22 protein-coding genes are annotated in these 25,434 nt (G+C 70.4%); 12 read left to right on the top strand and 10 right to left on the bottom strand.

Features of this window, described 5'->3' with window-relative positions:
• Positions 1 to 113: 113 nt before the first annotated feature.
• A complete protein-coding gene (locus tag ACG83_RS18735; RefSeq protein ID WP_054567515.1) occupies positions 114 to 665 on the bottom strand; it encodes a MarR family winged helix-turn-helix transcriptional regulator in 552 nt (183 codons plus the stop codon).
• Between the two features lie 183 nt (positions 666 to 848).
• On the opposite strand from ACG83_RS18735, the gene ACG83_RS18730 reads away from it, so the two are divergent.
• A complete protein-coding gene (locus ACG83_RS18730) occupies positions 849 to 1,919 on the top strand; it encodes an alkene reductase (RefSeq protein ID WP_054567514.1) in 1,071 nt (356 codons plus the stop codon).
• Positions 1,920 to 2,229: 310 nt separating this feature from the next.
• Positions 2,230 to 2,928, top strand: coding sequence for a TIGR00266 family protein (locus ACG83_RS18725; RefSeq protein WP_054567513.1), 699 nt, complete (start codon positions 2,230 to 2,232; stop codon positions 2,926 to 2,928).
• 162 nt (positions 2,929 to 3,090) lie between these two features.
• On the opposite strand, the gene ACG83_RS18720 is transcribed toward ACG83_RS18725, so the two are convergent.
• The 9 genes from ACG83_RS18720 to ACG83_RS18675 all read right to left on the bottom strand — a co-directional run bounded on the left by ACG83_RS18720 (position 3,091) and on the right by ACG83_RS18675 (position 13,636).
• On the bottom strand, positions 3,091 to 4,533 hold the full coding sequence (locus tag ACG83_RS18720) for an aldehyde dehydrogenase family protein (RefSeq protein WP_054567896.1): 1,443 nt from the start codon (positions 4,531 to 4,533) through the stop codon (positions 3,091 to 3,093).
• A gap of 170 nt (positions 4,534 to 4,703) precedes the next feature.
• The gene (locus ACG83_RS18715) at positions 4,704 to 5,696 is read right to left on the bottom strand and encodes an LLM class flavin-dependent oxidoreductase (protein ID WP_054567512.1); all 993 of its coding nucleotides are present in this window, start codon (positions 5,694 to 5,696) and stop codon (positions 4,704 to 4,706) included.
• Positions 5,696 to 6,544 (bottom strand): mycofactocin-coupled SDR family oxidoreductase, encoded by an 849-nt coding sequence (locus tag ACG83_RS18710; RefSeq protein WP_054567511.1) that lies wholly within the window; start codon positions 6,542 to 6,544, stop codon positions 5,696 to 5,698. Before ACG83_RS18710 ends, ACG83_RS18715 begins: the two co-directional genes overlap by 1 nt.
• 76 nt (positions 6,545 to 6,620) lie before the next feature.
• Positions 6,621 to 7,514 carry an SDR family oxidoreductase gene (locus tag ACG83_RS18705; protein ID WP_054567510.1) on the bottom strand — a complete coding sequence of 298 codons (894 nt, stop codon included), beginning with the start codon at positions 7,512 to 7,514 and terminating at the stop codon, positions 6,621 to 6,623.
• A complete protein-coding gene (locus tag ACG83_RS18700; protein WP_054567509.1) occupies positions 7,515 to 8,720 on the bottom strand; it encodes a cytochrome P450 in 1,206 nt (401 codons plus the stop codon).
• A gap of 121 nt (positions 8,721 to 8,841) precedes the next feature.
• A complete protein-coding gene (locus ACG83_RS18695) occupies positions 8,842 to 10,197 on the bottom strand; it encodes an ABC transporter substrate-binding protein (protein ID WP_054567508.1) in 1,356 nt (451 codons plus the stop codon).
• 716 nt (positions 10,198 to 10,913) lie between these two features.
• Positions 10,914 to 11,645, bottom strand: a complete 732-nt coding sequence (locus ACG83_RS18685; protein WP_054567506.1) for a TetR/AcrR family transcriptional regulator — start codon at positions 11,643 to 11,645, stop codon at positions 10,914 to 10,916.
• 210 nt (positions 11,646 to 11,855) lie between these two features.
• Positions 11,856 to 12,767 (bottom strand): NAD(P)-dependent oxidoreductase, encoded by a 912-nt coding sequence (locus ACG83_RS18680; protein WP_054567505.1) that lies wholly within the window; start codon positions 12,765 to 12,767, stop codon positions 11,856 to 11,858.
• Entirely contained in the window at positions 12,764 to 13,636 is an 873-nt protein-coding gene (locus ACG83_RS18675) for an NAD(P)-dependent oxidoreductase (protein ID WP_054567504.1), read from the bottom strand. Before ACG83_RS18675 ends, ACG83_RS18680 begins: the two co-directional genes overlap by 4 nt.
• A 145-nt stretch (positions 13,637 to 13,781) precedes the next feature.
• Here ACG83_RS18675 and ACG83_RS18670 point away from each other — a divergent pair, with 145 nt between their 5' ends.
• The 10 genes from ACG83_RS18670 (at position 13,782) to ACG83_RS18625 (ending at position 25,257) form a co-directional block, all read left to right on the top strand.
• The gene (locus ACG83_RS18670; protein WP_054567503.1) at positions 13,782 to 14,156 is read left to right on the top strand and encodes a helix-turn-helix domain-containing protein; all 375 of its coding nucleotides are present in this window, start codon (positions 13,782 to 13,784) and stop codon (positions 14,154 to 14,156) included.
• A gap of 58 nt (positions 14,157 to 14,214) precedes the next feature.
• The gene (locus ACG83_RS18665; RefSeq protein WP_054567502.1) at positions 14,215 to 15,177 is read left to right on the top strand and encodes an acyl-CoA thioesterase II; all 963 of its coding nucleotides are present in this window, start codon (positions 14,215 to 14,217) and stop codon (positions 15,175 to 15,177) included.
• Positions 15,174 to 15,779: a VOC family protein gene (locus ACG83_RS18660; protein ID WP_054567501.1), complete on the top strand. Its 606-nt coding sequence runs from the start codon at positions 15,174 to 15,176 to the stop codon at positions 15,777 to 15,779. The genes ACG83_RS18665 and ACG83_RS18660 overlap by 4 nt, the downstream gene beginning before the upstream one ends.
• 10 nt (positions 15,780 to 15,789) lie before the next feature.
• Positions 15,790 to 16,737 carry a LysR family transcriptional regulator gene (locus tag ACG83_RS18655; protein ID WP_054567500.1) on the top strand — a complete coding sequence of 316 codons (948 nt, stop codon included), beginning with the start codon at positions 15,790 to 15,792 and terminating at the stop codon, positions 16,735 to 16,737.
• Positions 16,738 to 16,946: 209 nt separating this feature from the next.
• Positions 16,947 to 18,332 carry an amidohydrolase family protein gene (locus tag ACG83_RS18650; RefSeq protein WP_063793127.1) on the top strand — a complete coding sequence of 462 codons (1,386 nt, stop codon included), beginning with the start codon at positions 16,947 to 16,949 and terminating at the stop codon, positions 18,330 to 18,332.
• A gap of 103 nt (positions 18,333 to 18,435) precedes the next feature.
• Complete coding sequence (locus ACG83_RS18645; RefSeq protein WP_054567498.1) at positions 18,436 to 19,518, top strand: TauD/TfdA family dioxygenase; 1,083 nt, start codon at positions 18,436 to 18,438, stop codon at positions 19,516 to 19,518.
• Positions 19,519 to 19,988: 470 nt separating this feature from the next.
• Entirely contained in the window at positions 19,989 to 21,098 is a 1,110-nt protein-coding gene (locus ACG83_RS18640; protein ID WP_054567497.1) for a BMP family ABC transporter substrate-binding protein, read from the top strand.
• A 60-nt stretch (positions 21,099 to 21,158) separates the two neighbouring features.
• Complete coding sequence (locus tag ACG83_RS18635) at positions 21,159 to 23,087, top strand: ABC transporter ATP-binding protein (protein WP_063793126.1); 1,929 nt, start codon at positions 21,159 to 21,161, stop codon at positions 23,085 to 23,087.
• Positions 23,084 to 24,349 carry an ABC transporter permease gene (locus ACG83_RS18630; RefSeq protein WP_054567496.1) on the top strand — a complete coding sequence of 422 codons (1,266 nt, stop codon included), beginning with the start codon at positions 23,084 to 23,086 and terminating at the stop codon, positions 24,347 to 24,349. The genes ACG83_RS18635 and ACG83_RS18630 overlap by 4 nt, the downstream gene beginning before the upstream one ends.
• Entirely contained in the window at positions 24,346 to 25,257 is a 912-nt protein-coding gene (locus tag ACG83_RS18625) for an ABC transporter permease (protein WP_054567495.1), read from the top strand. Before ACG83_RS18630 ends, ACG83_RS18625 begins: the two co-directional genes overlap by 4 nt.
• Positions 25,258 to 25,434 lie beyond the last annotated feature (177 nt).

Below are 25,434 nucleotides of genomic sequence, written 5' to 3'. Positions count from 1 at the left end.
CTCCTGTCGCCGACACACAATGATCAGATCGGATCGCGCCGCCGGTGGTGTCACCCGGGTCGAGGGGCGGTGTGCCCCCCGATGCACTTCAGGGGCGGTTGTGGGTGGGGCTGTCAGTCGTCGCCCCGGCATTCGCCGGGCAGGTGACGGGCGGCCTTGGGGATGGGCACGCAGTCGATCGCGAACGGAACGCAGGCGGCGACCCGGTGGGGGACGGACTGGGCACCGTCCTCGCCGTCCTCGCTGTCGTCGAGGAGGCGTTCGAGCAGCGGGGCGAGGGCCGCGCGCTCGGAGTCCGTCAGGCGACGGAGGATGATGTTGCGCTCGGCGACGGCGGTGGCGATCTGGTTGCGTAGTGCCAGGCCGGCGTCGGTCAGCGCGAGCAGCTTGATGCGCCGGTCCTCGCCGGGGACCCGGGTGACGAGTCCGCGCTCCTCCAACTGGTCGGCCAGGCTGGTGACGTAGGAGCGGTCGCAGCCCAGCTGGTCGGCGAGGTCCCGCATGGGGGCGGGGGTGGTGAGGCCGACGATCGCGCGGGCGAGATGCGCGGGCAGGCCGAACGAGGCCACCGTGCAGGCGAAGTCGGCCTTCGCGCGCTCGCCGATGTCGACGAGCATCTGCGCCAGGCGGCCCGCCTCGGCGAAGAGGGCCTCTCGATCCGTCACGCCCCCAGATTACTCGGCTGACTCCATGGTTGACCCAGTCATGCATTGGGGTAGAGTTGCGGCGCAATACGTGAGTGACTCAACGATCTGGTAGTGCGCGTATTCGTTGCGGCGCTGCCCGGCCGTTCGTCACATGCGTAGCCCGTGGGTGACTCGACCCGAATCCGATGAGGAGCTCTTGCGATGGCCACCGCGTTCGACCCCCACCGCCTCGGCCGCATCGTCCTGTCCAACCGGATCGCCATGGCGCCGATGACGCGAAGCCGGGCGTTCGGCCCCGGCGGGACCCCGACCGAGCTGATGGCCACCTACTACGCACAGCGCGCGAGCGCCGGGCTGATCATCACCGAGGGCGTCCAGCCCTCGATCGTCGGCCAGGGCTATCCGGACACCCCGGGACTGCACTCGGATGAGCAGGTCGAGGCGTGGCGCACCGTCACCGACCGGGTCCACGAAGCCGGCGGGGCGATCTTCGCGCAGCTCATGCACGCCGGCCGCGTCGGTGACGCCACGCTGCTGCCCGGTGAGCTGACTCCGGTGGCGCCGTCGGCGATCGCGGCGGTGGGGGAGATGTACACCCGCGAGGGGTTCAAGCCGTTCGGGATGCCACGCTCCCTGACCGAGGCCGAGATCGCGCAGACGATCGAGGACTTCGCCCGGGCCGCCCGCAACGCGATCGCCGCCGGGTTCGACGGCGTCGAACTGCACGGGGCCAACGGCTACCTGATCCACCAGTTCCTCTCCACCAACGTCAACCAGCGCACCGACGGCTGGGGCGGCTCGATCGAGGGACGGATCCGTTTCGCGGTCGAGGTCACCGCCGCGGTCGTGGGTGCGATCGGTGCCGACCGGGTCGGCCTGCGGATCTCGCCGGGGAACCCGCTGCACGACATCGCCGAGGACGACCTGGACCTGACCTACAAGAGCCTGGTGAGCGCCGTCGCCGGTCTGGGCGCGGTCTACCTGCACGTCATGGAGACCGCCGGGCAGCGCGATCTCACCACGAGCCTGCGCGCGCAGTGGCCGGCAACGTTCATCCTCAACCCGAACACCCTCCCGGAGCCGACGGGCCCGGCCGAGCTGGACCTCGTCCAGGATGGAACCGCGGACGTGATCTCCTACGGCGCCCTCTTCCTGGCGAACCCGGACCTGCCGGCGCGGCTGATCGCCGGCGGCCCGTTCAACGACCCGGACCGGAGCGGCTTCTTCGGTGGTGACCACCGCGGCTACACCGACTACCCGGCGATGACCTGACAGGGGTATGCCCGGTGGCATTGGGCCTGGCCGTGGCTCAGGGTCTGGCCGTGGCTCAGGGTCTGGCCGTGGCGCAGGGCCTGGCCATGGCGTTCAGGTCCACAGGACGGCGACGGCGACGTCGGCAGCGGTCAGGCCACCGGCCACTCCCACGAAGCGGCGATCAGCGGTGTCCATCCGAGTCGGCCGCAGCGTGGTCCTGCTAATCACCTGTATTCATGTACAGGCCCATTGCGTCACTTATATATTCGGCGGCGTAGCTGGTCGAGAAATACCGTTAATCGTATTTTTGAGATCAGGTGGTGGCCGCATGCAGGTCGACATCCGGCACAGCCCGTCCTTCGCGGTCGCGCGCCTGGGCATGGCGCCCGGCGAGACGGTGCGGGCCGAGTCGGGCGCGATGATGGCTCACGCGGATGCCGTCACCATCGAGTCGAGCACGAACGGCGGGCTGCTGAAAGGCCTCAGGCGCAGCGTGCTGGGCGGCGAGTCGCTCTTCATCACCCGGTTCACCGCCGGCGCGGAAGGCGGGTGGGTCGACGTCGCGGCGAACCTGCCCGGTGACGTCTGCGTCATCGACCTGGGCGATTCGGACGCCGGTGCCGCCGGAGCGGTCAGTCTGGCGCGTGGCGCGTGGCTGTCGTCGTCCGACGGCGTCGAGCTCGAGACGGCCTGGGGCGGATTCAAGAACCTGGCCGGCGGCGAGGGCGGCTTCCTCGTCCGGGCAACGGGCTCCGGAAAGGTGGTCGCCTCGTGCTACGGCGCGATCGACATCGTCGACATCGCCGCCGGCACGCGGTTCGTCCTCGACTCGGGCCATCTGGTTGCGTTTGACGACAGCGTGTCCTACACCACCCGCAAGATCAGCTCCAGTCTGATCCAGTCGCTCAAGTCCGGCGAGCGTCTCGTGTTCGAGTTCACCGGACCGGGACGGGTGTGGACGCAGTCGCGCAACCCGAAGGAACTGGTCGGTTGGCTGACAGCCAAGCTGCCGTTCAGCCGGAAATGACCGCAGCTGTTGATGACTCTATGAGTCCACGTGTCGAGGTTGCCTGCCTGCATTACGGCCGTGCGTGGCCGGGGCGCGAACGGGCCGCCCAGGCCGCGGTGATCGGTGAGCCGCGGAGAAGGCTCACCGACCGCGATCTCATGCGTTGTGGTCGGAGGGAGTTCAGGTGCCTTCCGCGATGACTTTGGTCTCGAGGTATTCCTCGAAGCCGGCGAGGCCCATCTCGCGGCCGACGCCGGACTGCTTGTAGCCGCCGAAGGGCATGTCGGGGGAGAAGAACTGGCCGCCGTTGACGTTGATGACGCCGGTGCGGACGCGTCGGGCGACGGCGCGGGCGCGTTCGAGGGAGGCGGAGTCGACGGCGCCGGACAGGCCGTAGATCGAGTTGTTGGCGATCCGCACGGCGTCGTCGTCGGTGTCGAACGGAATGACGACGAGGACGGGACCGAAGAACTCCTGCTGGGCGATGGCCGAGTCGGGGTCGACATCGGCGAAGAGGGTCGGCTCGGTGTAGAACCCGGCCGGCAGATGAGCGGGGACACCCCCGCCGACGACGAGGCGGGCGCCCTCGTCGACACCCTTCTGGATGAGATTCAGGACCCGACGGCGCTGGACGGCGCTGATCTGCGGTCCGGCGAGGTTGGCCGGGTTGGTCGGGTCGCCGTAGGGCCAGTTCGTGAACGTCTCCGTCAGCATGGCGACGGCCTGGTCGTAGAGCGGGCGGGCCACCAGGAGCCGGGAGTGGATCGCGCATCCCTGGCCGGAGTGGCCGCAGGCGTGCGCGGTCGCCATCGGGACGATCTTCGAGAGGTCGGCGTCGTCGAGGACGATGTGCGCGGACTTGCCACCGAGCTCCAGGAAGATCTTCTTGATGGTCGGCGCGGCCGCGGACATGATCGCTCGGCCGACGGCGGTCGAGCCGGTGAACGAGACCATGTCGACCCGTGGGTCGCTCGTCAGCAGGGCGGCGACGGTGTTGTCGGCGGTCGTCAGGACGTTGAACACGCCCGGGGGCATGTCCGTCTCCTCCAGGGCGATCCGGCCGAGGACGGTGCCGGTGTAAGGGGTGTCAGGGGCAGGTTTGAGGACGACGGTGTTGCCGGCGGCCAGGGCTGGGGCGATCTTGGCGAGGTTGATCTGGTACGGGTAGTTCCAGGGGGAGATCGCGCTGACGACACCGACGGGTTCGCGGGTGACGTAGCGCTGGGTGGGTGGGCCGAAGCCGCCCTCCTTCACGCCGTGGTCGACCGACCAGGCGTACGAGCGTGCCGTCTCGACCGCCCACGGGACGATCTCCAGTGGCGAGTCCAGCTGCGGCCCGTAGGTCAGGGCCACCGGGGTGCCGACCTCGGCGACCACCAGGTCACGCAGCTCCTCCCTGTGGCGCTCGAGCGCTTCGGAGAACTGGGTCAGGCACCGCAGCCGGAACTCGAGGTCGGTCGACCAGGGGGTCTCGTCGAACGCGGCACGGGCCGCGGCCATCGCCGCGTCCGCGTCGGCGGCCGACCCGTCGGCCGCGACCCCGAGCACCTGCTCCGTCGCCGGGTTGATGTTCTCGTAGGTCGCGCCGTCGGCCGCGCCGACGAGCTTCCCACCGATGACCATGGATGGGTCGTAGGCGGGCTTCGCCGCCGTCCCGGACAGATCAGTCACACGGGCTCCTAATGAAATGAGGTCGCCGTCGGAGAGGGGCGCTTCTCCAGCCGGGCGGAGGCCGGCCGGGGCAGACCGGAGTGCGCTGTCGGCGGAGGGTCGGACGCCGGTCCGCGGTGGCGTCAGGCCGATGCGGCCGGGGGCTGGGCCGCCGGTAGGACCTGCTCGACCACGGTCCGCAGATAGCGCCAGCCGACGTCGGGCGGCAGGCCGCCGACCAACGGGTGCAACTGCAGGATGCCGCCGGCCCGGACCCGGTTCACGGCCTCGTCGACGGTCAGGATCCGGTGGCTGCGCCGCTCCGCCCGCAGCTCGTCCGCCGTCCGCGCGGACGAGAGGCTGGCTGTGGCGGTGTCGCCGCCGTTCCAGGCGGCGTAGCTGCGCACGTCGTGCATCAGGTAGGGCCCCAGCTCGTCCCAGGCCTGGTCGACGTCCTCGGCCACGAAGACGGTGTTGGGCTCGTCGGGCGGGTTCAGGATGCACATGCCGGGTTCATGGCCGGCCGTGCGTGCCGCCGCCTCGTAGCTGACCTGCAGCTCCTTGTCGCCGCTCTGGGCGAAGAAGCCGATGCCGTGCCGACCGGCGCGGCGGGCGGCGGCGGGGCTGCCGCCGCCCCAGGCGACCATCGGGCCGCCAGGAGTGAGTGGGGCCGGGGTGACGCGGATGCGCCGGCCGTCGTGCTCGAAGGATTCGCCGGTCTTCGCGCGCAGCAGGAGCGCGAGCTTCTCGTCGGCGATCCGTCCACGGCGGTGGAAGTCGATCCCGTACATCTCGTATTCGGCCGGCCGGTAGCCGATGCCGGCGACGTAGGTCATCCGCCCGCCGCTGACGATGTCGAGCACCGCCATCTCCTCCGCGAGGCGGATCGGGTCGTATAAGGGCAGCACGAGCGCGGCGATGGTGATCATCACGGTCGAGGTGCGTGCCGCGATCGCCCCGGCGAGGATCATGGGTGACGGAAGGTAGCCGTCCTCCGACATGTGATGCTCACAGAGCAGCACGCTCACGCACCCGCGCGTCTCGGCCCACGCCGCGATGTCGGTCGCCGCCGCGTACAGCTCCCGCGCCGGCGCCCCCGTCTCGGGCGCGCGCATGTCGAATCTCAGCGTGTACATCAGACGGGGGACGCCTTCAGCATCGCTCCGGCGTCGATCCGCAGATTGAGCCCGGTGATGTAGCGGGACTCGTCACTGGCGAGGAACGAGACCAGCGCGGAGACGTCGCTCGGGTCGATGTAGGGAATCGGCATCGCCTGCATCGCGGGGAAGGCGAGCTCGGCGTCCTCCCGCGTCGGATGCTCCAGGTCCGGGCGGAAGGCCTTGTAGATGGTCTCGTTGTGCAGCAGGTGGGTGTCGACGTTGGTCGGGTGGATCGCGTTCAGCCGGACCATGGCCGGCGCCAGCTGCAGGGCCAGCACCTCGACATACCGGGCGATCATCTGCTTGGCGAGGGAGTAGCCGACACCGCCGGTGTTGCCCATCCGCTCCGTGGTGCCCTCGATCATCCCGGCGGTGGAGCCGGTGACGATGATCGAGGCGCCGGAGCCGAGGTGTGGCAGGCTGATCGCGACGGTGTTCATCACCCCGATCAGGTCGACGTCCATGCCGTCGACGAAACCCGCCGCCAGTGTCGCGTCGACGGCCGGGCAGACGCCCGCGTTCGCGCAGACGACGTCGAGCCGGCCGAACCGGGCCAGTCCCTCGTCGAGCGCTGCCCGCAGCGCCGGGCGGTCACGGACGTCCGCCTGGACGCCGACGATCGCGCCGCCGAGGTTCTCGACGCTCTTGACCGTCTCCGCCAGATCGTCCGGGGTCGCCAGCGGGTAGGGCACGCTGTCGATCTGCGCGCAGATGTCGACGGCGATGATGCTGGCGCCCTCGCCGGCCAGCCTGATGGCGTGGCTGCGTCCCTGGCCCCGGGCCGCGCCGGTGATGAAGACGACCTTTCCGTCCAGCTTTCCCACGGCTGTCCTTCCCTGTGTCGTGTCCGCGGGATCTCCGACCCCGCGGACAGGTTCATGTCGGTGCATGGCTCGCGTGCTACGCGCGGGCGTGCCCGTGCTCTTCGGCCGCACGTTCCGCCTGGCGGTCGGCCTGGACCTTGCCCAGCGCGTTGTCCGCCGCGCCCTCGGGCAGGGAGCCGTCGGCCTGGGCGGCGGTCGCGGCGACCGCGGCGGCTGTCATGATCTTGAGTGGTGGCTTGAGGACGAGGTCCTCGACGACGACCGCGGGGTGCGCGAGGATCCAGGCCGCCGCTTCGGCGACGACCTGCCCGACCTCGTCGACCGCCAGGTAGTTGACCTCCAGGAGGCCGTGCTCGACCCACCGCGGGGTGACCTTGTTGACGAGTTCCCAGTCGTAGTCGCGGTAGAAGTCCGTCGGCAGGGTGGGCCCGACCACGATGCGCAGAAAACGGACGTCGCTGTGCTCGAGGCGCCAGGTGAGGATCGAGTGCTCGAGGGCGGCCTTGCTCGCACCGTAGGCGCCCATGCCGTGCATGGGCTTGGCCGCGCTGGTCGAGGAGACATAGCCGATGAACCCGCCCTCGGCCAGGGCCGGTACGAGGTGCCGGGTCACCAGGGTGGGTGCGGTCACGTTGGTGGCGAAGGTCCTGTTCCAGACGTCGGGGTCAGCGTCGGCGAGCAGGCCGACCGAGGACCACGCGAACGGCAGCAGCGCGGCGTCGATACCGCCCATCCCGGCCACGGCCTCGGCGACGGCCCGCTTCGCGGACGCGTCGTCGCTGACGTCCGCGACGATCGGGACACCGCCGCCGGCCTCCTTGACCAGGTCGTCCAGCAGGCTTTCCCGCCGGCCGACGACGGCGATCCGCGCGCCCGCCGCCGCGGCGGACAAAGCCACCGCCCGGCCGATTCCGGACGAGGCGCCGACCACCAGGATCCGGCGGCCGGAAAGGTCAGCGTTGACGCTCATTCACGCTCCCGCGGGGACCGGTGCGCTGGCCCGGCCGACGACGAAGGGAAGGCGGCTGACACCGCGCACGTTGGTGGAGACCTGCCACTCGGCGCGGTCGAGGTCGAGATGGAACTCCGGATAGCGGGCGAAGATCTCCTCGAACGCGATCTTTATCTCCAGGCGGGCCAGATGCGCGCCGAGGCATCGGTGGATACCGAAACCGAAGAACAGCGTCGACGGATGGTGCTGGCGCGTGAGATCGAAGACGTCGGGGCGGTCGTAGACGGTCTCGTCGCGCAGCGCCGAGCCGGTGACCAGCATGACCTTCGCACCGGCGGGAATCGTGACGCCGTGCAGGGTGACGTCCCTGGTGGTGGTGCGGCCCTGTAGCTGCGACGGTGGGTCGAGACGCAGCGTCTCCTCGACGGCCTTCGTCGCCAGCGACGGGTCGTCGCGCAGCATCCGGGCCTGGTCAGGGAAGCGGGTCATCGCCATGAGCCCGTTGGGAATCGCCCTGGCGACGGTTTCGTGGCCGGCCGTGCCCAGCTCGAGGAACCGGAAGGCGATCTCCTCATCCGACAGGCGTCGGGTGCGGCCGTCCTCGTCGTCCGTCACCTCCGTCTGTATGATCATGGAGATGACGTCGTCCTGTGGCTTCCGGCGCCGTTCCACGACCAGTTCCAGGTAGAGAGCCAGCAGGCCACCGATGGCTTCGGCGAACTGGTTCGGGTCGGTGTCCGGTCCGCGTTCGGTGAGCAGGTCCGACAGCCGGTTCACGGTCATGCGGTGCTCGACGGGGATGCCCAACAGCTCGCTGATGATCTCCAGCGGCAGCGGGAGCGCGAACTCGCCGACGATGTCGAACTCGGTGGCGTCCCGCTGGGCGTCGAGGAGCTCCCTGGCCTGGCGGCGGATGAACGGCTCCAGCTCCGACATCCGCCGTGGTGTGAACACCTTGCTGACGATTCTGCGGTGCCAGTGATGGTCCGGCGGATCCTTCACGACCAGCATGGGGAAATCCTTCTCGATCCCCTCGATCGTGACCCCACCCGTGCTGGAGTAGGTCTCCCAGTCGTTGTGCGCGGCCAGCACGTCGGCATGCCGGGACAAGGCCCAGAACTGCAGGTCATCATTCCGGTAGACGGGCACCTCGGCGCGTAGCGCGGCGTAGGTCGGGTAGGGATCCGCCCAGGTCACGGCATCGTAGGGATTGAACTCGACCATCAGGTCCTCCGTTTACAGCCGATGGCGGCGTCAGCGGCGAGCACTGGCCGGACGGGGCACCGGAAACCGACACGCGGTCGTTTCCCGAGATTCATCGCGAGGCATGGCGCCGCAATGGTCACTATTTCTTGAGGACCTGTCCGCAGGAAAGCTTGCTGATCACGTCGTACTTCGTCCCGTTGAGTTGCACGAGTGATCCGCAGGGGGCGTTGACGACGTGGTTGAGCGGGTACCGGGTCTGCGGCACCGCGCCGTCGACGTAGTAGCTGTAGTCGCTGTTCAGCGTTTTCAGGAGGCTGTCGACCGTCAGGTTTCGGCCGGTCTTCGTCGCGGCGTCGACGAACAGGTCGGCGGCCCAGTAGCCGGCCATGGCGGGCAGGCTGATCGCCTCCTGGGGCGCGTACTTCTGAAAGTCGGCGATGAGCTGGCGCACGCCGTCCGACGAGGCGTCCTCGGTCGGTGACCACTGCAGCAGCGTGTACGACTTCTGGAGCCCGGCGAAGTTCGCCGCGGCCAGTCGTGGGTCGTAGCCGAGGGGGCTGAGCTGCCCGCCGCTGAAACCGGCCGAGGTCAGCGCCTGGATGAGCTTCGTGGTCGAGGTGAAGTCGGTGGTGTAGACGACTGCCTGTGGCGGAGCACCGTCGGCGGAGGCCATGATCTTGCTGACGATCGGGGTGGCGTCGGCGAGGCCGGCGTAGGGAACCGGGGCCTCGGCGTAGACGACCTTCGCTCCGACGGATTCGATCTGCAGCTTGACGTCGGCCAGGCCGGTCCGGGAGGAGTCGTCGTCGTTGCCGATCAGTGCGACGGAGGCGCCTTTGGCGTCACCGCCCAGCATCGACTGGACCATGATCCCGTAGAGCGACGACGTGGTCCTGGGCAGGTCGGTGAGGCATCCGGTGATGCCGAAGCCGATCGTGTTGCCGCAGTAGCCGGCGTTGAATCCCCAGCCGAAGAAGGGCACGCCCTCGCTGCAGAAGGTGTCCAGGTAGCTGGCGTGGGCTGTCATCTCGGGGACGACGGCGAACACCTTTTCCTGGTCCGCGAGGACCTTGGCCTGGCTCACGTTGCGGGCGGAGTCGTTGCCGTCGTCGAGGGTCCCGATGTAGTCGATCGTGCGGCCGTTGATGCCGCCGGCGTCGTTCTCGCGTTGGAAGCGCACCTTGGCGCCGGCCTCGGTCCCCGCCATGGTGCTGCCGCTGGGGCTGGTCAGGTAGGCCAGGCCGCCGACCTTGATGGAGGTGTCGGTGATGCCGCGGGTCGGATCGGACGCGGTCAGCCCGCACTTCAGCTCGCTTGCGTCGACCGTGACTCCGCCGTCGCTCCAGCCGTTCGGCGGCCCGGCCTTGACGGCGGCGTCGGTGACGGTCGGCCCGCTGGCCGGTGTGGCGGAACCACCGTCACCCCCGCAGGCCGCGGCTCCGGTCACCAGCGCCGTCGCGGCCGCGACCATGACGACTAATCGTGAGACATCCATCGGATACTCCCTCGCAGGTGCCACGGCCCCCCAGGCGACACGTGGCGGAATGTGCGAACGCTCCGCCGAGGTGCCACAGGGCGCGGTGGCTCCCGGGCGGGCTCACCTGCCCAAGCAGGCGCGCCAGGAAAATATTGAATATTTGATGTAGCAATCGACGCTCGCGGGAGCGTTCGGACCGGCTTCGTCGACCTCTGGCCAGCAGCGGGCCGCAGCGCGCGTGGCGCTCGATCAGGAGGGCCGGCCGCCGAGGACTGCGCTGTCCAGTGGGGTGACCATAAGGTAGATACAGTGTCTAGTCAATGGCTTCTGTGTCTGCCTAGTTCCCTCGGTCGAACCCCTGGCCTGGCCCTGCGAGCTCGGTGGCTCGATGCAGGAGGCAGCCCTCAGTCACTCCCAGCCCTCGGTCCCTCCGGCGATCAGGAAGACCGGGCGTCTCGTCGAATCGAACGGCGTCGCTGCTGGTCCTGATCCGCTCGAAGTCCCGCCGGCTCGGTGGCGTGGGGTCATCGTGACGTCCGAACGGGCCCACCGGCACGCGTCGAACGGCAGCTGCGCGCGGATCGACCGGGATTGCTCCAGCCCAGCCCAGCCCAGCCTGGACCGGGCCCGGCCGTCGAGACGGCCGGGCCCGGTCGGGACTTCGGACTTCGGACGTCGTGCGGAGTCCGCCCGGTCGACGGGCACGGCGTCGTGGTGTTGATCTGGCTACGCCGTCACCGGCCCGGCACCTTGATGATCGCCATCCAGGCGGCCGCAACCAGCGTGATCATCCGCTCGGTGTCCGTCAGTCGTCCGTGCATGTAGCGGTCGTAGAAGTTCATCAGTGGATTCAGCAGGATGATGGCGGCGAGCTCGGCGTCCTCCGGTTTGACGTCCTCGCGGCCTGCGAACAGCGCTTGGGCGAGAGACTGGATGTGATACTCGAAGCCCTGCTCGACGAGCGCCCTTATCTCAGGCTCAATGACCGCGCCTTCGGCCAGCGGGACGGCGTAGTGCCGGACCTGTGCCCAACGTTCGACATCCAGCCGGAGCCAGGCCCGGATGCCGTCCAGTGTCGGATCACATCCGAGACCGTCGAGGTCGGCGTAGATGCCGTCGAACACGGCCATCACCCGGTCGTACAGCTCACGGAGAATATCCGCTTTGCTCCGGAAATGAAGATAAAAGGTGGCTCGTGTTGTGCCGGCTCTGGCAAGGATGTCGTCGACCGTGGTACGTGCGTACCCACGCTCGGTGAACTCGATGACAGCCGAGTCGATGAACCTCGCATGGGTGAACGCCCGCTGGGCGGCCCGCAGACCACCCTTCGGCCGGCCGCCGGCGGTGACAGGGGCCGAAGCGTCATCGGCGGACCGCCCGCGGACCGGGCCGGTGCCCTCCGTATCGGCGACCGAAGCCCCGCCTCCGTCACCGGCCGGCCCGCCCGGCGGCCTCTGCCTAGGCACAGTCCACACCTTCCGTTCGTGTCTGTCGGCTGACTGGACACCACACTTACCAACGTATGGCGAACAGTGCACGCCGTTGTGGCGCGACCGGAGACCCTCCCGTGCTCGTCACGCTGCCGGTGCCACCGGTCGCGCCAGGTGAGCAGCATGTCGCGGCGGGTGCCGCCGTGGTGCCGCAACGCCGACGGCCGTGGCGCGGCATGACCGCGCTCAGGCCGCGGCTGCCTTGAGAATCTCGTAGAGAACGGTCCAGTTCTCGGTGCCGCGGCCTGCGGCGATGGCCAGGTCGTAATGTGCCTTGACGGCTTTGGGTAGCCGGGTGTCGACGCCGGCCTTTTCGCTCGTCCGGACGATGTGGTCCGCCGTGGCTCCCATCATCTGCGCGGTGCTGAGGTCGCCGGGGTGTTCGCCGTCTTCGAGGAGCCGGCCGAGGTCCCGCCCATCCCCGATCATCGCCGGGATGTCGGTCAGAAGGTTCAGCGCGCCCGGCAGGAAGTCGGCGGCTGGAACGCCGGCGGCGGTGATGAGCGCGGTGGCATGGAGCAGGCTTGACAGGGCGGTGAGGAACACATCGAGGTTTGCCTGGTAGAAGAGCTGGGCCAGACCTGGGTCCTCCCCGAGGTATCTGGGTTCGCCGATCAGCCTGAGCGTCGGTTCGTGCGCGGCGAACACCGTGCCGGAACCGCTGTAGAACACGTATGCCCCCGGACCACCCACGGCGGGAGCGGGCACCATCACGCCACCCGTGACAAAGCCGGCCCCGTGGCCGGCCGCCCATTCCGCCGCTTCCCGGGAGGCGGCGGGCGTGTCCGAACTGAGATTGACCAGCACTTTGCCGGCAAGAGCGCCGGAGCGCCGCGAACTCCCGGTGACCGGGCCGAGGATCTCGTACATCGCCTGGTAGTCGGTGAGGCTGAGGATGGTCAGCTCACTGGCTGCGACCGCGGCCGCCGGTGTGGGTGCCAGCGTGGCACCCCTGGCTATCAGGTCGGCGCCGCGCCCCGCGGTGCGGTTCCACACCGTCACCGGATGGCCGGACCGTAGCAGGGCCGTGGCCATCGCCTGACCCATCGGGCCCAGGCCGACGACCGTGACGGGGGACAGGCCGTTCGCGCCGCTCATCGGGACTCCCTGAGTTCTTCGAAGATTCGAGCGGTGCCCTGCCTGCCATACCCGGAGACGATCTGCCGGCGCACGATGTCGAGTACAGGCCGCAGCACTTCGACGTTGACGCCCTGGTCGAGGCTGGCCGTCACCAGCGAGGCGAGCGCGGTTTCGGTGAACTCGAGGCTCTGTTGGCCTGCCCCGGCGTAGTCCCTGGTGTCTACTGTCTCAGCGAGGCCGGCCAGCTGGCCCGTCATGGCGGCGAGGAAAGGCGCCTGCTGTCGAGCGAACTCGGCTGCCGGCACGCCGTCGGCGCCGACCATCGCCGCTCCGTGCAGGAAGCCCGCGAACATCGTGTACATCCCGACGAGCATCGCCATGTCGCGCAGCGAGGCCATGCCGGGGTCGGTTCCGAAATAGTTGCTCTGACCCCACAGGTCGAACAGCTCCCGGTTCCCCTCGAATGCGGCCTCGGGGCCGCTGTAGTAAATTGCCGCACCCGGCCGGCCGATCATCTTGGGAACAGCCATGATGGCGCCGTCAAGGTAGGTGATGCCGTACTCCGCCGCCCATGCCGCGAGCCCGCGAGCCTGGGTCGGCGTCGTCGTCGTCGTCAGATTGATCAGGGTGCGTCCAGCCAGGCTGGCGGCGAGCGGATCGACCACGGCGTGCACCGACCGATGGTCAAACAGGCACACGACGACCGTTCCGTCGCCGGTGATCGCCTCCTCCGCGGTCTTGGCTATGGTTGCGCCACGCTCACCGAGAGCCCGTGCACGGCCTGGCGTGCGGTTCCATGCCACGGATGGTCGGCCGGCGTCGAGAGCGGTGGCGGCGAGTGCGCTGCCCATCGCTCCCAGGCCCAGGAAGGTCGTGCGGGTCGTCATGAACTGGCCTCTGCTCTGTGGTGGTGGTCTGGAAGGGCGTGCCTCCCGACCTTCCATCCGCGCCTTCCTCTCCGGCAAGTACCTACGATTTTGTTCAATACTCACCAGAAGGTAAGTGAGCAGCTGAAGAGGGGATGAGGGCCTGATGGCGACGAGCGCGCGGCGCGGTCCCTACGTCTGCGGCATAGACGCTGGTATGGACGTGGTGTCAGGGAAGTGGAAGTCGTTGATCCTCTGGGAGCTGAACAATCACGGAACCCGGCGGTTCGGGGAGCTGCGGCGCGGTCTTCCCGGCGTCAGCGAGAAGATGCTCATCCAGCATCTGCGCGAGATGGAGGAGGACGGCCTGGTTCACCGCGAGGTGTATCGAGAGGTCCCGCCCCGGGTCGAGTACTCCCTCACCGAGCACGGGACATCCCTCAACGAGGCACTCCGCGCGCTGGGCGAGTGGGGCAGGCGACGATGCGAGCGCCTTGCCGCCGACGATGTGCCCACTGCCGGGCCCGTGGTGACGGGGTAACCCCGGTACCCGGGCCCGACCTCTGATCCGAAGTACTCGTGTGTTGCATAGTTGGGGCATGTCCCCGCCCGCTGGCAGTCTCCATGCACCGGCAGTTCTCGGCTCACTCGACGGACTTCTCCGGGCTCTGGAGCTGGACCCGGTCGGCGAGGACAGGTTCCGTGCCGGGTCGGCGCCCGGCCAGTTTCCCGGTCGGATCTTCGGTGGGCAGCTGCTCGCGCAGGCGCTGGCCGCGGCGAGCGCAACCGCGCCGGGGATGACCGTGCAGTCCCTGCACGCGGCGTTCGTGGAGGCCGGCGTCCCGGAGCATCCGATCGACATCGAGGTCGAGCGGGTACGCGACGGACGCTCGTCGGCAACGCGGCGGGTCACCCTGCTGCAGGGCGGTCGCCCCCTCCTCGAAGCCTTCGCGAGCTTCCGGGCGGGCACCGCGACGGCTGACGTGACCAGGTCGCCCGCGGTCGCTGTCGGGTCTGAGTCCGGTGTGCCTGGTGGCCCGATCGTCGAGCCGGGACGTCCCGAGGACCTGCCGTCCATCCAGGAGTGGGCGCAGAAGGTTCCCTCGGGTCCGGGTGCGGCCAGCCGCTCCTGGATCGAGCGGCCGCCGGCGGTCGAGATCCGTATGGGGGAGCCGCCGACCTTCCTCGGCGGGGCACCGGCGCACGGTTCCCGGTCGCACTGGATGCGGCTGCCGCGCGCTGTCGGCGACAGCCCGGCGCTGCACGCCGCGCTGCTGGCCTATGCCAGCGACTACTTCCTCATGGACATCGTGTTCCGGTCCTACCCCGACCTCGCCGCAGTAGGCAGGCTGGGCGGGTTCAGCCTGGACCATGCCCTGTGGCTGCACCGGCCCAGTCGTTTCGACCGGTGGCATGTGCACACCCAGGACGCGCTCGCGGTCAGCGGCGGCCGGGGCCTGGCGCGAGGCACGATCCGCGACGAGAACGGGCAGCTCGTGGCGACCGTCGTGCAGGATGTGCTCGTGCGCCCGGTGGTGACTCAGGAAGGCAGCGCGTCATGAGCCGGCCGGAACATTCACTGTTCGAACAGGACTGGCCGGTCAGTGATCCCGGTGGTGGGCCGGCCGGCGAGTTCCGGTTCTTCCAGCTCGGCTTCCTGGTCGACGATCTGCTGGAGGCCGCGGCGAGGTGGGCCCAGGTCTTCGGGGTCGGGCCGTTCCACGTCATGCCGGTCGTCGACCAGCACGCCACCTACCGCGGCGAGCCCGCCACCGTGACGATCCAGGTCGCGGTGGCGCAGGCCGGGCCGGTGCAGATCGAGCTCGTGAAGCAGCTCTGCGACCGCCCCGGAATCTACCGGGAATGGCGGCGCGGCCGGGTGTCGGCGCTGCATCAGCTCTGCACGGTGACGCCGGACTACGAGGGCAGGAAGGCGCACTACGAGCGGCTGGGTTACGAACTCGCCTGCGAAAGCGCCAGCGGCTCCTTCCGGGTGGCCTATTTCGACACCAGCGCGGACTTCGGCTTCTACACCGAGGTGGTGGAACAGACTCCGAAGTTTCTCGTGCAGCTGGACCGGATCTCGCGGACCTGCGCGGAATGGGACGGCACCGATCCGGTCCGCCTGATCACCCGCGGTGGCTACCAGGTGCCGCGGGCGTGACCTCCTAGACGTGGACACCCATCGGCTCGGCTACTTCCTGCGCGTCGCGGACGAAGGCTCCATCAGCCGCGCCGCCAGCGTTCTCGGGATCGCCCAGCCGGCGCTCAGCCGGCACATTCGGCTGCTGGAGGAGGATCTGGGCGTAACGCTCTTCCTGCGGACCGCTCGCGGTGTGCAGCTGACCGAGGAGGGTGAGCGGCTGCGTGCCACCACGGCCACGCCGCTGCGCCAGCTCGAGCTCGCGATGCTCTATGTCGGATCCCCGCTCGCGCGCATCGAGCGGGGCCTGCATATCGGGCTGCCGACGACCGCCGCCGGAGTGCTGGCCGTGCCGCTTCTGGAAAGCCTGGGGGCCGCGTTTCCCAAGGTGCATTTCCAGATAACCGTCGCCGGCACCGAGGAGCTCGTCGAGGGCATCCTCAAAGGCGTGGTTGACATTGCGATGATCGGTCCCCTCTCGGATGGGCGGCTTTTCTACGAGGATCTGCTGGAGGAGGACCTTCTCGTGGTCGGGGCCGGCTCCGCCGACCTGCGGCCGGACCGTGCTGTCAGCTTCGCCGAGCTGACAGCACACCCGCTGGTGCTGCCGGCGAGCGCGACCGGCGTGCGCACCAGCGTCGAGAACACGGCGCTGCGGCTCAAGCTGAGGATCACCGCACGGTTCGTCACCGATTCGCTGCAGGTGATGAAGGACCTCATCGGCGCGGGCTACGGCTGGGGTGTTCTCCCGCTTTCGGCCTGCGGGCCCGAGATCGACGCCGGTGTCCTGCGGGCGGCTCCGCTGCACGACCCGTCACTCGCCACCCGGTTCGGTATCGCCGTGACCACCCACCTCGAGCTGCCGACCGGCTTCGCCACCAGAGTCATCGAGATCATCAAGAGTGAGGCCGCCAGGCTGATCGGAACCGGAGCGTGGGCCGCGCGGCTGCTTCCACACCCACCGGCCGACGGATCCTGACGGGCGAAACCCACCGGCCAACGGATCCTGACGGGCGAATCAGCAGCCGCCGCGGCCGGTGAACGGCGGGTGTGCGGGATCAGCGTCCGGCGCGGTTCGCCCGAAGCCGTGTGGACGGTTCTTGTGTCAGGAGCACATACGGAGGCCGCCGGCCTGTTCCTAGCATCCGGACCATGACATCGACCGGGCCGACGTCGAAGGATCAGGCCATGCCAACCGGCATGGCCGGCCCCGCGGACCTGCTGGTCATCGGCGGCCAGGTGGTCACGATGGACACCGGGCGACGCGTCCTCGACGGCGGCGGGGTCGCGGTGCGTGACGGGCGGATCGTGGGCGTCGGCCCGGCCGGCGAGATCAGGGCCGCGTTCCCCGGCAGCACCGAGCTGGATGCGACCGGCTGTGTGGTCACACCAGGCCTGATCAACGCCCACCAGCACACCACCGGGGATCCGCTGGTACGCAGCGTCATCCCCGACGACATCGACTCGCAGGCGTCGATCTTCGAGTGGGCGATGCCCCTGCACGCCGCGCACCTGCCCGCGGACGACGAGATCTCGGCGCTGCTCACCGCGGTCGAGGCGTTGCGGGCCGGGGTGACCACGATCGTCGAGCCGGGCACTGTGGCCCACCCGGAGCGGGTCGGTGCGGCGCTGCGCCGGGCCGGGATCCGGGCGACGCTGGGCACCTGGGGCTGGGACGCGCCGGGGCTGCCCTACTCCGGTCCGGTCGAGGAGGTGCTCGCCAGGCAGGCCGAGGTCGTCCGGGCGTTCCCGCCCGGCGGGCTGGTCAGCGGGTGGGTCACGCTCGTGGGCCACGACCTCGCCAGCGACGAGCTGCTCGTCGGCGCCGCCGGGCTCGCGCAGGACCTGGACACCGGCTTCACCCTGCACCTGGCGCCGAGCGTCGACGACGTCCACGCCTACCGGCGGCGCAGCGGGCGTGGGCCGGTGGAGCATCTGGCCGCGCTCGGCGTGCTCGGCCCCCGGCTGCTGCTCGGCCACGGAGTGTGGCTGTCCGAAGCGGAGATCGAGATCCTCGCCGCGACCGGCACTGCTGTCGCCTGCTGCCCGTGGGCGTACCTGCGGCTCGGGCAGGGACTGACCAGGGCAGGACGGCATGTCCCGTTCTGGCGGGCCGGTGGCCGGCTGGCGCTGGGGTGCGACTCGCACAACGCCGGTGACCGGGTCGACGTCCTGGACGCGGCGCGGCTGCTGGCCGGGCTGTCGCGGGACGCCCCCGCGGACGGTGTCGCCCCGCTGCGGGCGGGGGAGGCGTTCGCGCTGGCCACCGTCGACGGTGCGGCCGCGATCGGCCTCGGCGAGGTGACTGGAGCGCTCGTCGAGGGCCTGCAGGCGGACATCGTCGTCTTCCGCACCGACGACCCGGCGTGGGTGCCGGTCGGCGACCTGGCCCGCCAGCTGGTGTGGAACGCGCCGACCCACACGGTGCGTGACGTGCTCGTCGCCGGCCGCCAGGTGGTGCGGGGCGGTCGGGTCACGACAGTGGACTCCGACGCGCTGTGGGCGGCGGCCCGCGACCGTGCGGCGGCCCTGCTCGACCGGGCCAACCTGCGGGTACCCCGCTCCTGGGCATAGCGAAGCTCCTGGGCACGGCGAAGCTCCTGGGCACGGCGAAGCTCCCGGGTACAGCGAGGCTCCTGGGCATAGCGAAGAGGACAGGGAAAGGAACAGCACACCTATGACCATCACCACCACGCTGGAGCCGGTCACCGGGCCGTTCGTCTGGCGCGGCGACGAACTGTCCCGCACCGACGACTGGATCTTCCGGCTCGGCCCGGACCAGGTGGCCGAGCTGGAGGAGGTCGGGCGGCGGTTCATCGCCGACGACCCGGACCTGCGGACCGTCAACGCCGCGCAGTACCCGCTCACGGCCGCCTCCGACGCCATCCGCCGGTTCGGCGTCGACATGGACTCCGGCCGGGGCTTCGTCCTCATCCGCGGGCTGCGGATGGAGGAGTACGACGACACCCTGGCCGCGGCGATCTTCTACCTGATCGGCCTGCACCTGGGTGAACCGATCCGCCAGAACGAGCTCGGTGACCTCATCGACCACATCGTGGGCGTGTCGGACAAGGCCTACGAGGAGGGCGGCCTGCCGTCGCGGACCCGGGACAAGCTGCCCTACCACTCCGACAGCTCCGACGCCGTGGCGCTGATGTGCCTGCGCCCGCCGGCGTCCGGTGGCCTGAGCAGCCTGGTCAGCGGCGCGACGGTCTTCAACGAGCTGCTCGCGCGCCGCCCCGACCTGGCTCCGCTGCTGTTGGAGCCCTGGCACTACGACTGGCGGCGGCAGGACCCGGACGCACCGGCGGACACCTACACCTCGCCGATCGTCAGCTGGACCCAGGGCTGCTTCAGCATGTACGCGGGCGCCGACATGATCGAGTCGGCACATCGCTACCCGGGCGTGCCGCCGCTCACCGGGCCGCAGCGGGAGGCGCTCGCGCTGATCGAGGAGATCACCTACTCCGACGGTGTCGCGCTCGACATGGACTTCCAGCCCGGCGACATCCAGTGGCTTCTCAACTACGCGGCGCTGCATTCGCGCACCGAGTTCGTCAACGGCGCCGACTTCGCCCACACCCGCCACCTGCTGCGCCTGTGGCTGCGCCGGGACGTCGGCCGCCCGCTGGTGGAGAACTTCGGCAAGCACGTGGTGGTGGACCGGTCCAGCACCCGGGCCGAGGACCCCGCCAGGGACACCCAGGGACACTTCCACATCCGCGAGGCGGCGGCGGTGCGCACCGACTGGGGGGACTGACGCCCGCTCGCGCCCGGCGCGACCACTGTCCGAGATGTCGGGCGTGTGGCGCCCGGAACAGCTGACTGTAACGAACGAATCCCCGCCCGGGAGCCGCGCGGCGGGTTGGTGCCCAAGGCACAGCGAAGCCCCCGGACCGCTCGACTAACGTGCATCACAGAGGGTTTTGCCTGGTCAGGACGTATCCGGGTCGCTTCGGGCGGCATCGGTGCCGGCCGGCCGGGCACCGGCGCGAGGTCGGGACCACCATCGCGCCGTGATCCGCGCCGAAGCGTCGCGCGGACGTCCCGGAGTGTCGTGCCGACGTGCCGAAGCGTGGCGCGGACAGGCCGAGGCGTCACGGCCGGCTCCCTCTCCGCTCGGCAGTACCCACCTCCGTGCGGCTCCCCACCACGGAGGCGGCTCTACAGCGTCGTAGGCCGCGAGCCACCTGAACTTCGCCTGTACTCCCTTTCGCGGAAGGTACGACGTTGACTGCTAGGTTCTCGCTCCACCGCGCTCTCCCACGCCTGACCGCCGTCTCGGCGGCAGCGCTGTCGCTGGCTCTCGTGGCCGCCTGCGGTGACAACTCCACGAGCGCGACCTCGGCCGAGGGCGGCGCGTCGGCCGCCCCGGCCGCGGGCACCGTCCCGGCCGGCGAGCCGGACGTGAACGGTGACGGCAAGGTCGTCATCGGCATCCTCAGCCCCGGTGACACCAGCGACAACGGCTACTACGAGAGCTTCGTGGCCTCGGCGAAGACGTTCGCGGCCGACCAGGGCTGGCAGATCATCACCCAGGACAAGATCAACCCAGCCGACGCGGTGTCGGCCGCCCGCAACGTCTGCCGGCAGGGTGTCGACCTGGTCGCCGTCGGTGCCAGCGAGCTCAAGGACGCGCTGCCCGTCGCCCAGGAGGCCGTCTGCGCGAAGACGGCCTGGTACGTCGCCGCCGGTCAGGGGGTCGAGCTCACCCCCTACATCTCGACCTCGCAGGACGACGTCAACGAGAGCCTGCTCGCCGCCGGATACGCCGCCGGCCTGCTGATGAAGGAGAACGGGGACACCAAGGCCGGCTATGTCACCGGGCCGGAGGCGGACTTCTCCGTCCTCGCCTACAAGGCGTTCAAGGCCGGCATCCGCGAGGTGATCCCGGACGCGGAGGTCCTCGCCACCTACACCGGCTCGTTCGACGACGCGGCCAAGGGGCAGGAAGCCGCGCAGGCGCAGATCAACCAGGGCGTCAAGATGTTCTACCCGTACCTGGGCGGCGCGACCGACGCCGCGGCGAAGATCGCGAGCGATGCGGGTGTGCCGACGCTGACCCCCGGCACGGACCGCTGCTCCGACCCGACCGCGAAGTTCGCCATCTCGGCGATCTTCAGCCCCGGTGACTACTTCGCGGCCGCGCTGAAGGACTTCTCCGCCGGCACGCTGAAGATGGGCGTCACCAGGCACTGGAAGATGGGCGTCGACGCGGTGCCGACCGTGAAGGTCTGCGCCGGCACGGACGAGCAGACCGCCGCGGTCAACAAGTTCATCTCGGACATCGGTTCCGGTGCCATCGTCCCGGCCGACGAGGTCGCGAAGCTCGGCGGCTGAGCCCCCTCGGCGGCCGCAGACCCTTCGCCGAACCGAGGACATCCGAGGAGCTGACCGCGCATGACCGATACCTCCCGGCCCACCGCGACCGCGACCGTTCGCATCCCGGCGCCCGCTCCCGGCCCGGACCACGCCCACCACGTCCCGCGTCAGGCCCACCACGCCCCGGACCACGTCTCGGCGCCTGCCCCGGCCATCGAGCTGCGGGGCATCACCAAGCGGTACGGCCCGGTCGTCGCCTGCGACGGCATCGACCTGGCCGTGCGCCGCGGCGAGATCCACGGGCTGCTCGGCGAGAACGGGGCCGGCAAGTCGACCCTGATGAAGGTGCTCAGCGGGCTGATCCGGCCGGACGCCGGCATGATCCTGCGGGACGGCGAACCGATCGACGTCACGGACCCGCGGGCCGCGGCCGGCATCGGTGTCGGCATGGTTCACCAGCACTTCAGCCTGGTCGGCGCCCTGACCGTCTGGGAGAACGTCATCCTCGGGGACGCGACGGCCGGTCTCGCCGGGCTGCCCGCCCGCCAGGGCGCCGGTCGCGGACGGCACGGCGGTGATCTGCTGCCGGGCGACGGGCGGTGGGCCGGGCTCCCGCGGGCCGGGCTCCCGCGGGCCGGGCGCCGGTGGGCCGGAGGCGGTCGACTGCGGCGGGAGGAGGCCTGCGCCCAGACGGTGCGGATCGGCGAGCGGTACGGCATCGCCGTGGATCCGCTCGCCCGGGTCGACACGCTGTCCGCCGGGCAGCGCCAGCGCGTCGAGATCATCAAATGCCTGCGCCGGGACCCTGATGTGATCATTCTCGACGAGCCCACCTCGGTTCTGTCGTTGGCCGAGTCGCGGGACCTGTTCGCGGTGCTGCGCCGTGCGGTCACCGGCGACGGCCCGCCGGATGTGGCTGCCTGTCCGGGAGCGGGAGCGGGAGCGGGAGCGGATGCGGGGGCGGCGAAGGCGGTCGTCCTGATCAGCCACAAGCTGACCGAGATCCTCACCGCCACCGACCGGGTCACCGTGCTGCGCCGGGGCCGGGTGGTCGCGCGGCGGGAGACGTCCGGTACCGACGCGGCCACGCTGGCCCGAGAGATGGTCGGCCGGGAGGTGGTGCTCGGCGAGGAGGCCGCCGCCATCGGCCTGACGCCGGCGACCGCGACGGCCACGGCCACCGCCACGGCGCGCGACGTCCCGCCGGCCCCCGCCGGGACGCGGACCAGCCGGCCGGCCGCCGACGAGGCGACCGCGCTTGAGCTGGACGGCCTGCTGGTGCGTTCACCTGCCGGGAGCGCCCTGCTGGACGCCTTCACGCTCAGCCTGCGTCCGGGCGAGATCGTCGGCCTCTACGGGGTGGAGGGCAACGGGCAGCACACCCTCGGCGATCTGATGTCCGGCCTGATCATCCCGGCGGCCGGCGAGGTGCGGGTCGGCGGTCGGCCCGTGGACCTGCGTCGCCCCGGTGCCCTGCACGCGGCGGGGGTCGGGGTGATCTCCGAGGACCGCCACCGCGCCGGCTGCGTGCTGGACATGAGCGTCGCCGACAACCTGGTGCTCACCGATCTCGCGCCGGTCAGCGGCCGGATGCTGGTCAGCCGGCGCCGGCAGCTGCGGCACGCCGCCGAGCTCGCCGAACGGTTCGCCATCTCCTGCCCCTCGCTGGACGCGCCGCTGCGGACGCTGTCCGGCGGCAACCAGCAGCGGGTCGTGCTCGCCCGCGAGCTGGCCGGACGACCGTCGGTGCTGGTCGCGGCCCAGCCCACCCGTGGGCTGGACGTCGGTGCCATCGAGTCGATGTACGTCGAGCTGCGGGCAGCGGCGGCCCGCGGGGTCGCGGTCCTGCTCGTGTCGACCGAACTGGAGGAGGTGATGGCCTTGTCGGACCGGATCGCGGTGATCTCCGCCGGCCGGATGGCCGGCGAGCTCGCCCCCGAGGACGCCGACGCCGAAAGCCTGGGCCTGCTCGTCGGCGGTGCCGCGCTCACCGGGCCGGCGCGATGAGCGTCCACGCTCCGGCCCGGCCGCCGTCCGCGCCCGGCACCGGCACCGGCGTCGGCGTCGGCACCGGCGACCACGGGCTGCGCGGCTCGGTGGACCGGTCCGCGCGGGCCCTGCTCAGACCGTCCAGCACGGGCGTCTCGCCGCTGCTCGTCGCCGTGTGCACGGTGGCTTCGGTGGCCGTGGCGCTCGGCGTGACCGCGCTGCTGGTCACCACGGCGGGCGGCGCACCGTCCGAGGTGTTCTCCTCGATGCTGGACGGAAGCGTCGGGAGCCCCGGTGCGATCAGCCAGACACTGGTCGAGATGACCCCGTTGCTGCTGGTGGCGGTGGGTGCGTGCATCAGCAGCCGCGCGGGCGTGTTCAACATCGGCCAGGAGGGCCAGCTCCTCGTCGGCGCCATGGTCGGTGCGTTCGTCGGGCTGCGCACCCAGGGGCCGCCGGCGCTGGTGCTGACGCTGACCCTGCTCGGCTCGGCGCTGGGCGGCGCGGCCTGGGCCGCGGTGCCCGCGGTGATGCACTACCGCCGCGGGGTGGATGTCGTCGTCAGCACGATGCTCATGATCTTCGTGGCGCAGCAGCTGGTGAGCTATGTCGTGAGCAGCCCGTCGCTGCTGCAGGAGACCCGCCGGCCGGGCGCGATCGTGGCGGCGCAGTCCGACGCGCTCGCCCCGTCCTTCCGGCTGCCGTCGATCGGGCAGTATCCCGATCTCAGTATCGGCGCGGGCGCGATCATCGCGGTGGTGCTCGCGGTGGTCACCGGCGTCGCGCTGGCCCGCAGCCGCTGGGGTTTCAAGGTGCGGATGCTGGGGCTCAACCCGCTCGCCGCGCGGCACGCCGGGGTACGTGCGGCCACCTTCGGCGGGCTCGCGCTGGCGATCTCCGGAGGGTTCTCCGGCCTGGCCGGCGGCGCGGTGCTCGCGGGCGAGGTCTACCGGCTCCAGCCGGCGATGTCGGACAACTACGGCTGGGACGGTCTGCTGGTCGCACTGGTCGCCCGCAACAGCCCGGTCGCCTCGGTCGCCACCGCGCTGGTGTTCGGTGCGCTGCGGTCCGGCGGCGGGGTACTCGCCTCGACCGGCGTGCCCGCCTATCTGATCGACGTCACCCAGGCGCTGCTCGTGCTCGCCTTCGTGCTGCCCCCGGCCGTGCTGGCGCTGCTGCGTGCCGCCGCCGACCGCCGCCGCGGACGGGCCGCGGCGGGCACCGCGGGTCGTCCGGCCGTGGCCGCGAACTCCGAACCGACGATGGCGAGGGCCCGATGATCCTGGACGACGGCGCCACGATCCTGTCCAGCGCGATCCGGCTCGCGGCACCGCTGGGGTTCGCCGCCTGCGGTGAGTACCTCGCGGAGCGGGCCGGCACCATGAACATCTCCATCGAGGCGATGATGATCACGGGTGCGTTCACCGCGGTCGCCGCCTCGTCGGCGACCGGCTCTGCGACGCTCGGGCTGGTGGTGGGCGCGCTTGCCGGCCTGCTGCTCGGGCTGATCCACGGCAACATGTCGCACCGGCTGGTCGTGAACACGTTCATCGTGGGGCTCACCCTCAACGTGCTGGCCCTCGGCGCGACCAGCTTCTTCAACGAGAGCCTCGAGCTCACCGGGCACCAGGTCGCCCAGGTCAGCATCCCGGTGCTGCGTGACATCCCGCTGGTCGGCGAGCCGCTGTTCGTCCAGCGCTGGCCGGTGTACCTGCTGCTCGGGCTCGTCCCGCTGACCTGGTGGCTCGTCGAGCGGACCAGGTGGGGCCTGGAACTTCGCGCGGTCGGTGAGAACCCGCAGGGCGCGGACGTCACCGGCATCGCGGTGAACCTGCGCCGGCGGCAGGCGCTGCTGTGGTGCGGGCTGTTCGCGGGCCTGGGCGGGGCGCACCTCGCGGTCGGCGCGGTCGGCTCGTTCAACGACAACATGACGGCGGGGCGGGGCTACCTGGTGATCGCGGCGGTGATCTTCGGTGCGTGGCGGCTGCGCGGCACGATCGTCGGGGTGGCGCTGTTCGGCCTCGCGGACGCGCTGCGGCTGGCGTTGCCGGCGGTCGGCGTCCAGCTCAACAGCCAGCTGCTGATCGTCGCCCCGTACCTGCTGGCGCTGCTGGCGATGGTGCTCGTCCTGCGGCGCACCCGCCAGCCCGTGGCGCTCGGCACACCTTTCGTCCGGGGAATTGTATAAAGCGTGGCGCGGGTTGGGTGTCGCCAGCGGACGAATTATCGAGACCCGTCCGGGTTGTGGATTAGTTGGGTGAATGTTTTTCGGGGCCCTTGATTGGCTCGACTGGAGGCCGGCCACATAGGGCAGTCGCCAAAATTGGAGGATCACACCGAGGATTAAAAGGGCGGAATCGGACAT

It is taken from the genome of Frankia sp. R43 (assembly GCF_001306465.1).
Taxonomy (GTDB): Bacteria; Actinomycetota; Actinomycetes; order Frankiales; family Frankiaceae; genus Parafrankia; species Parafrankia irregularis.
The sequence above is the reverse complement of the archived record's forward strand: the minus strand, read 5'-3'. Positions and strand labels throughout refer to the sequence as shown.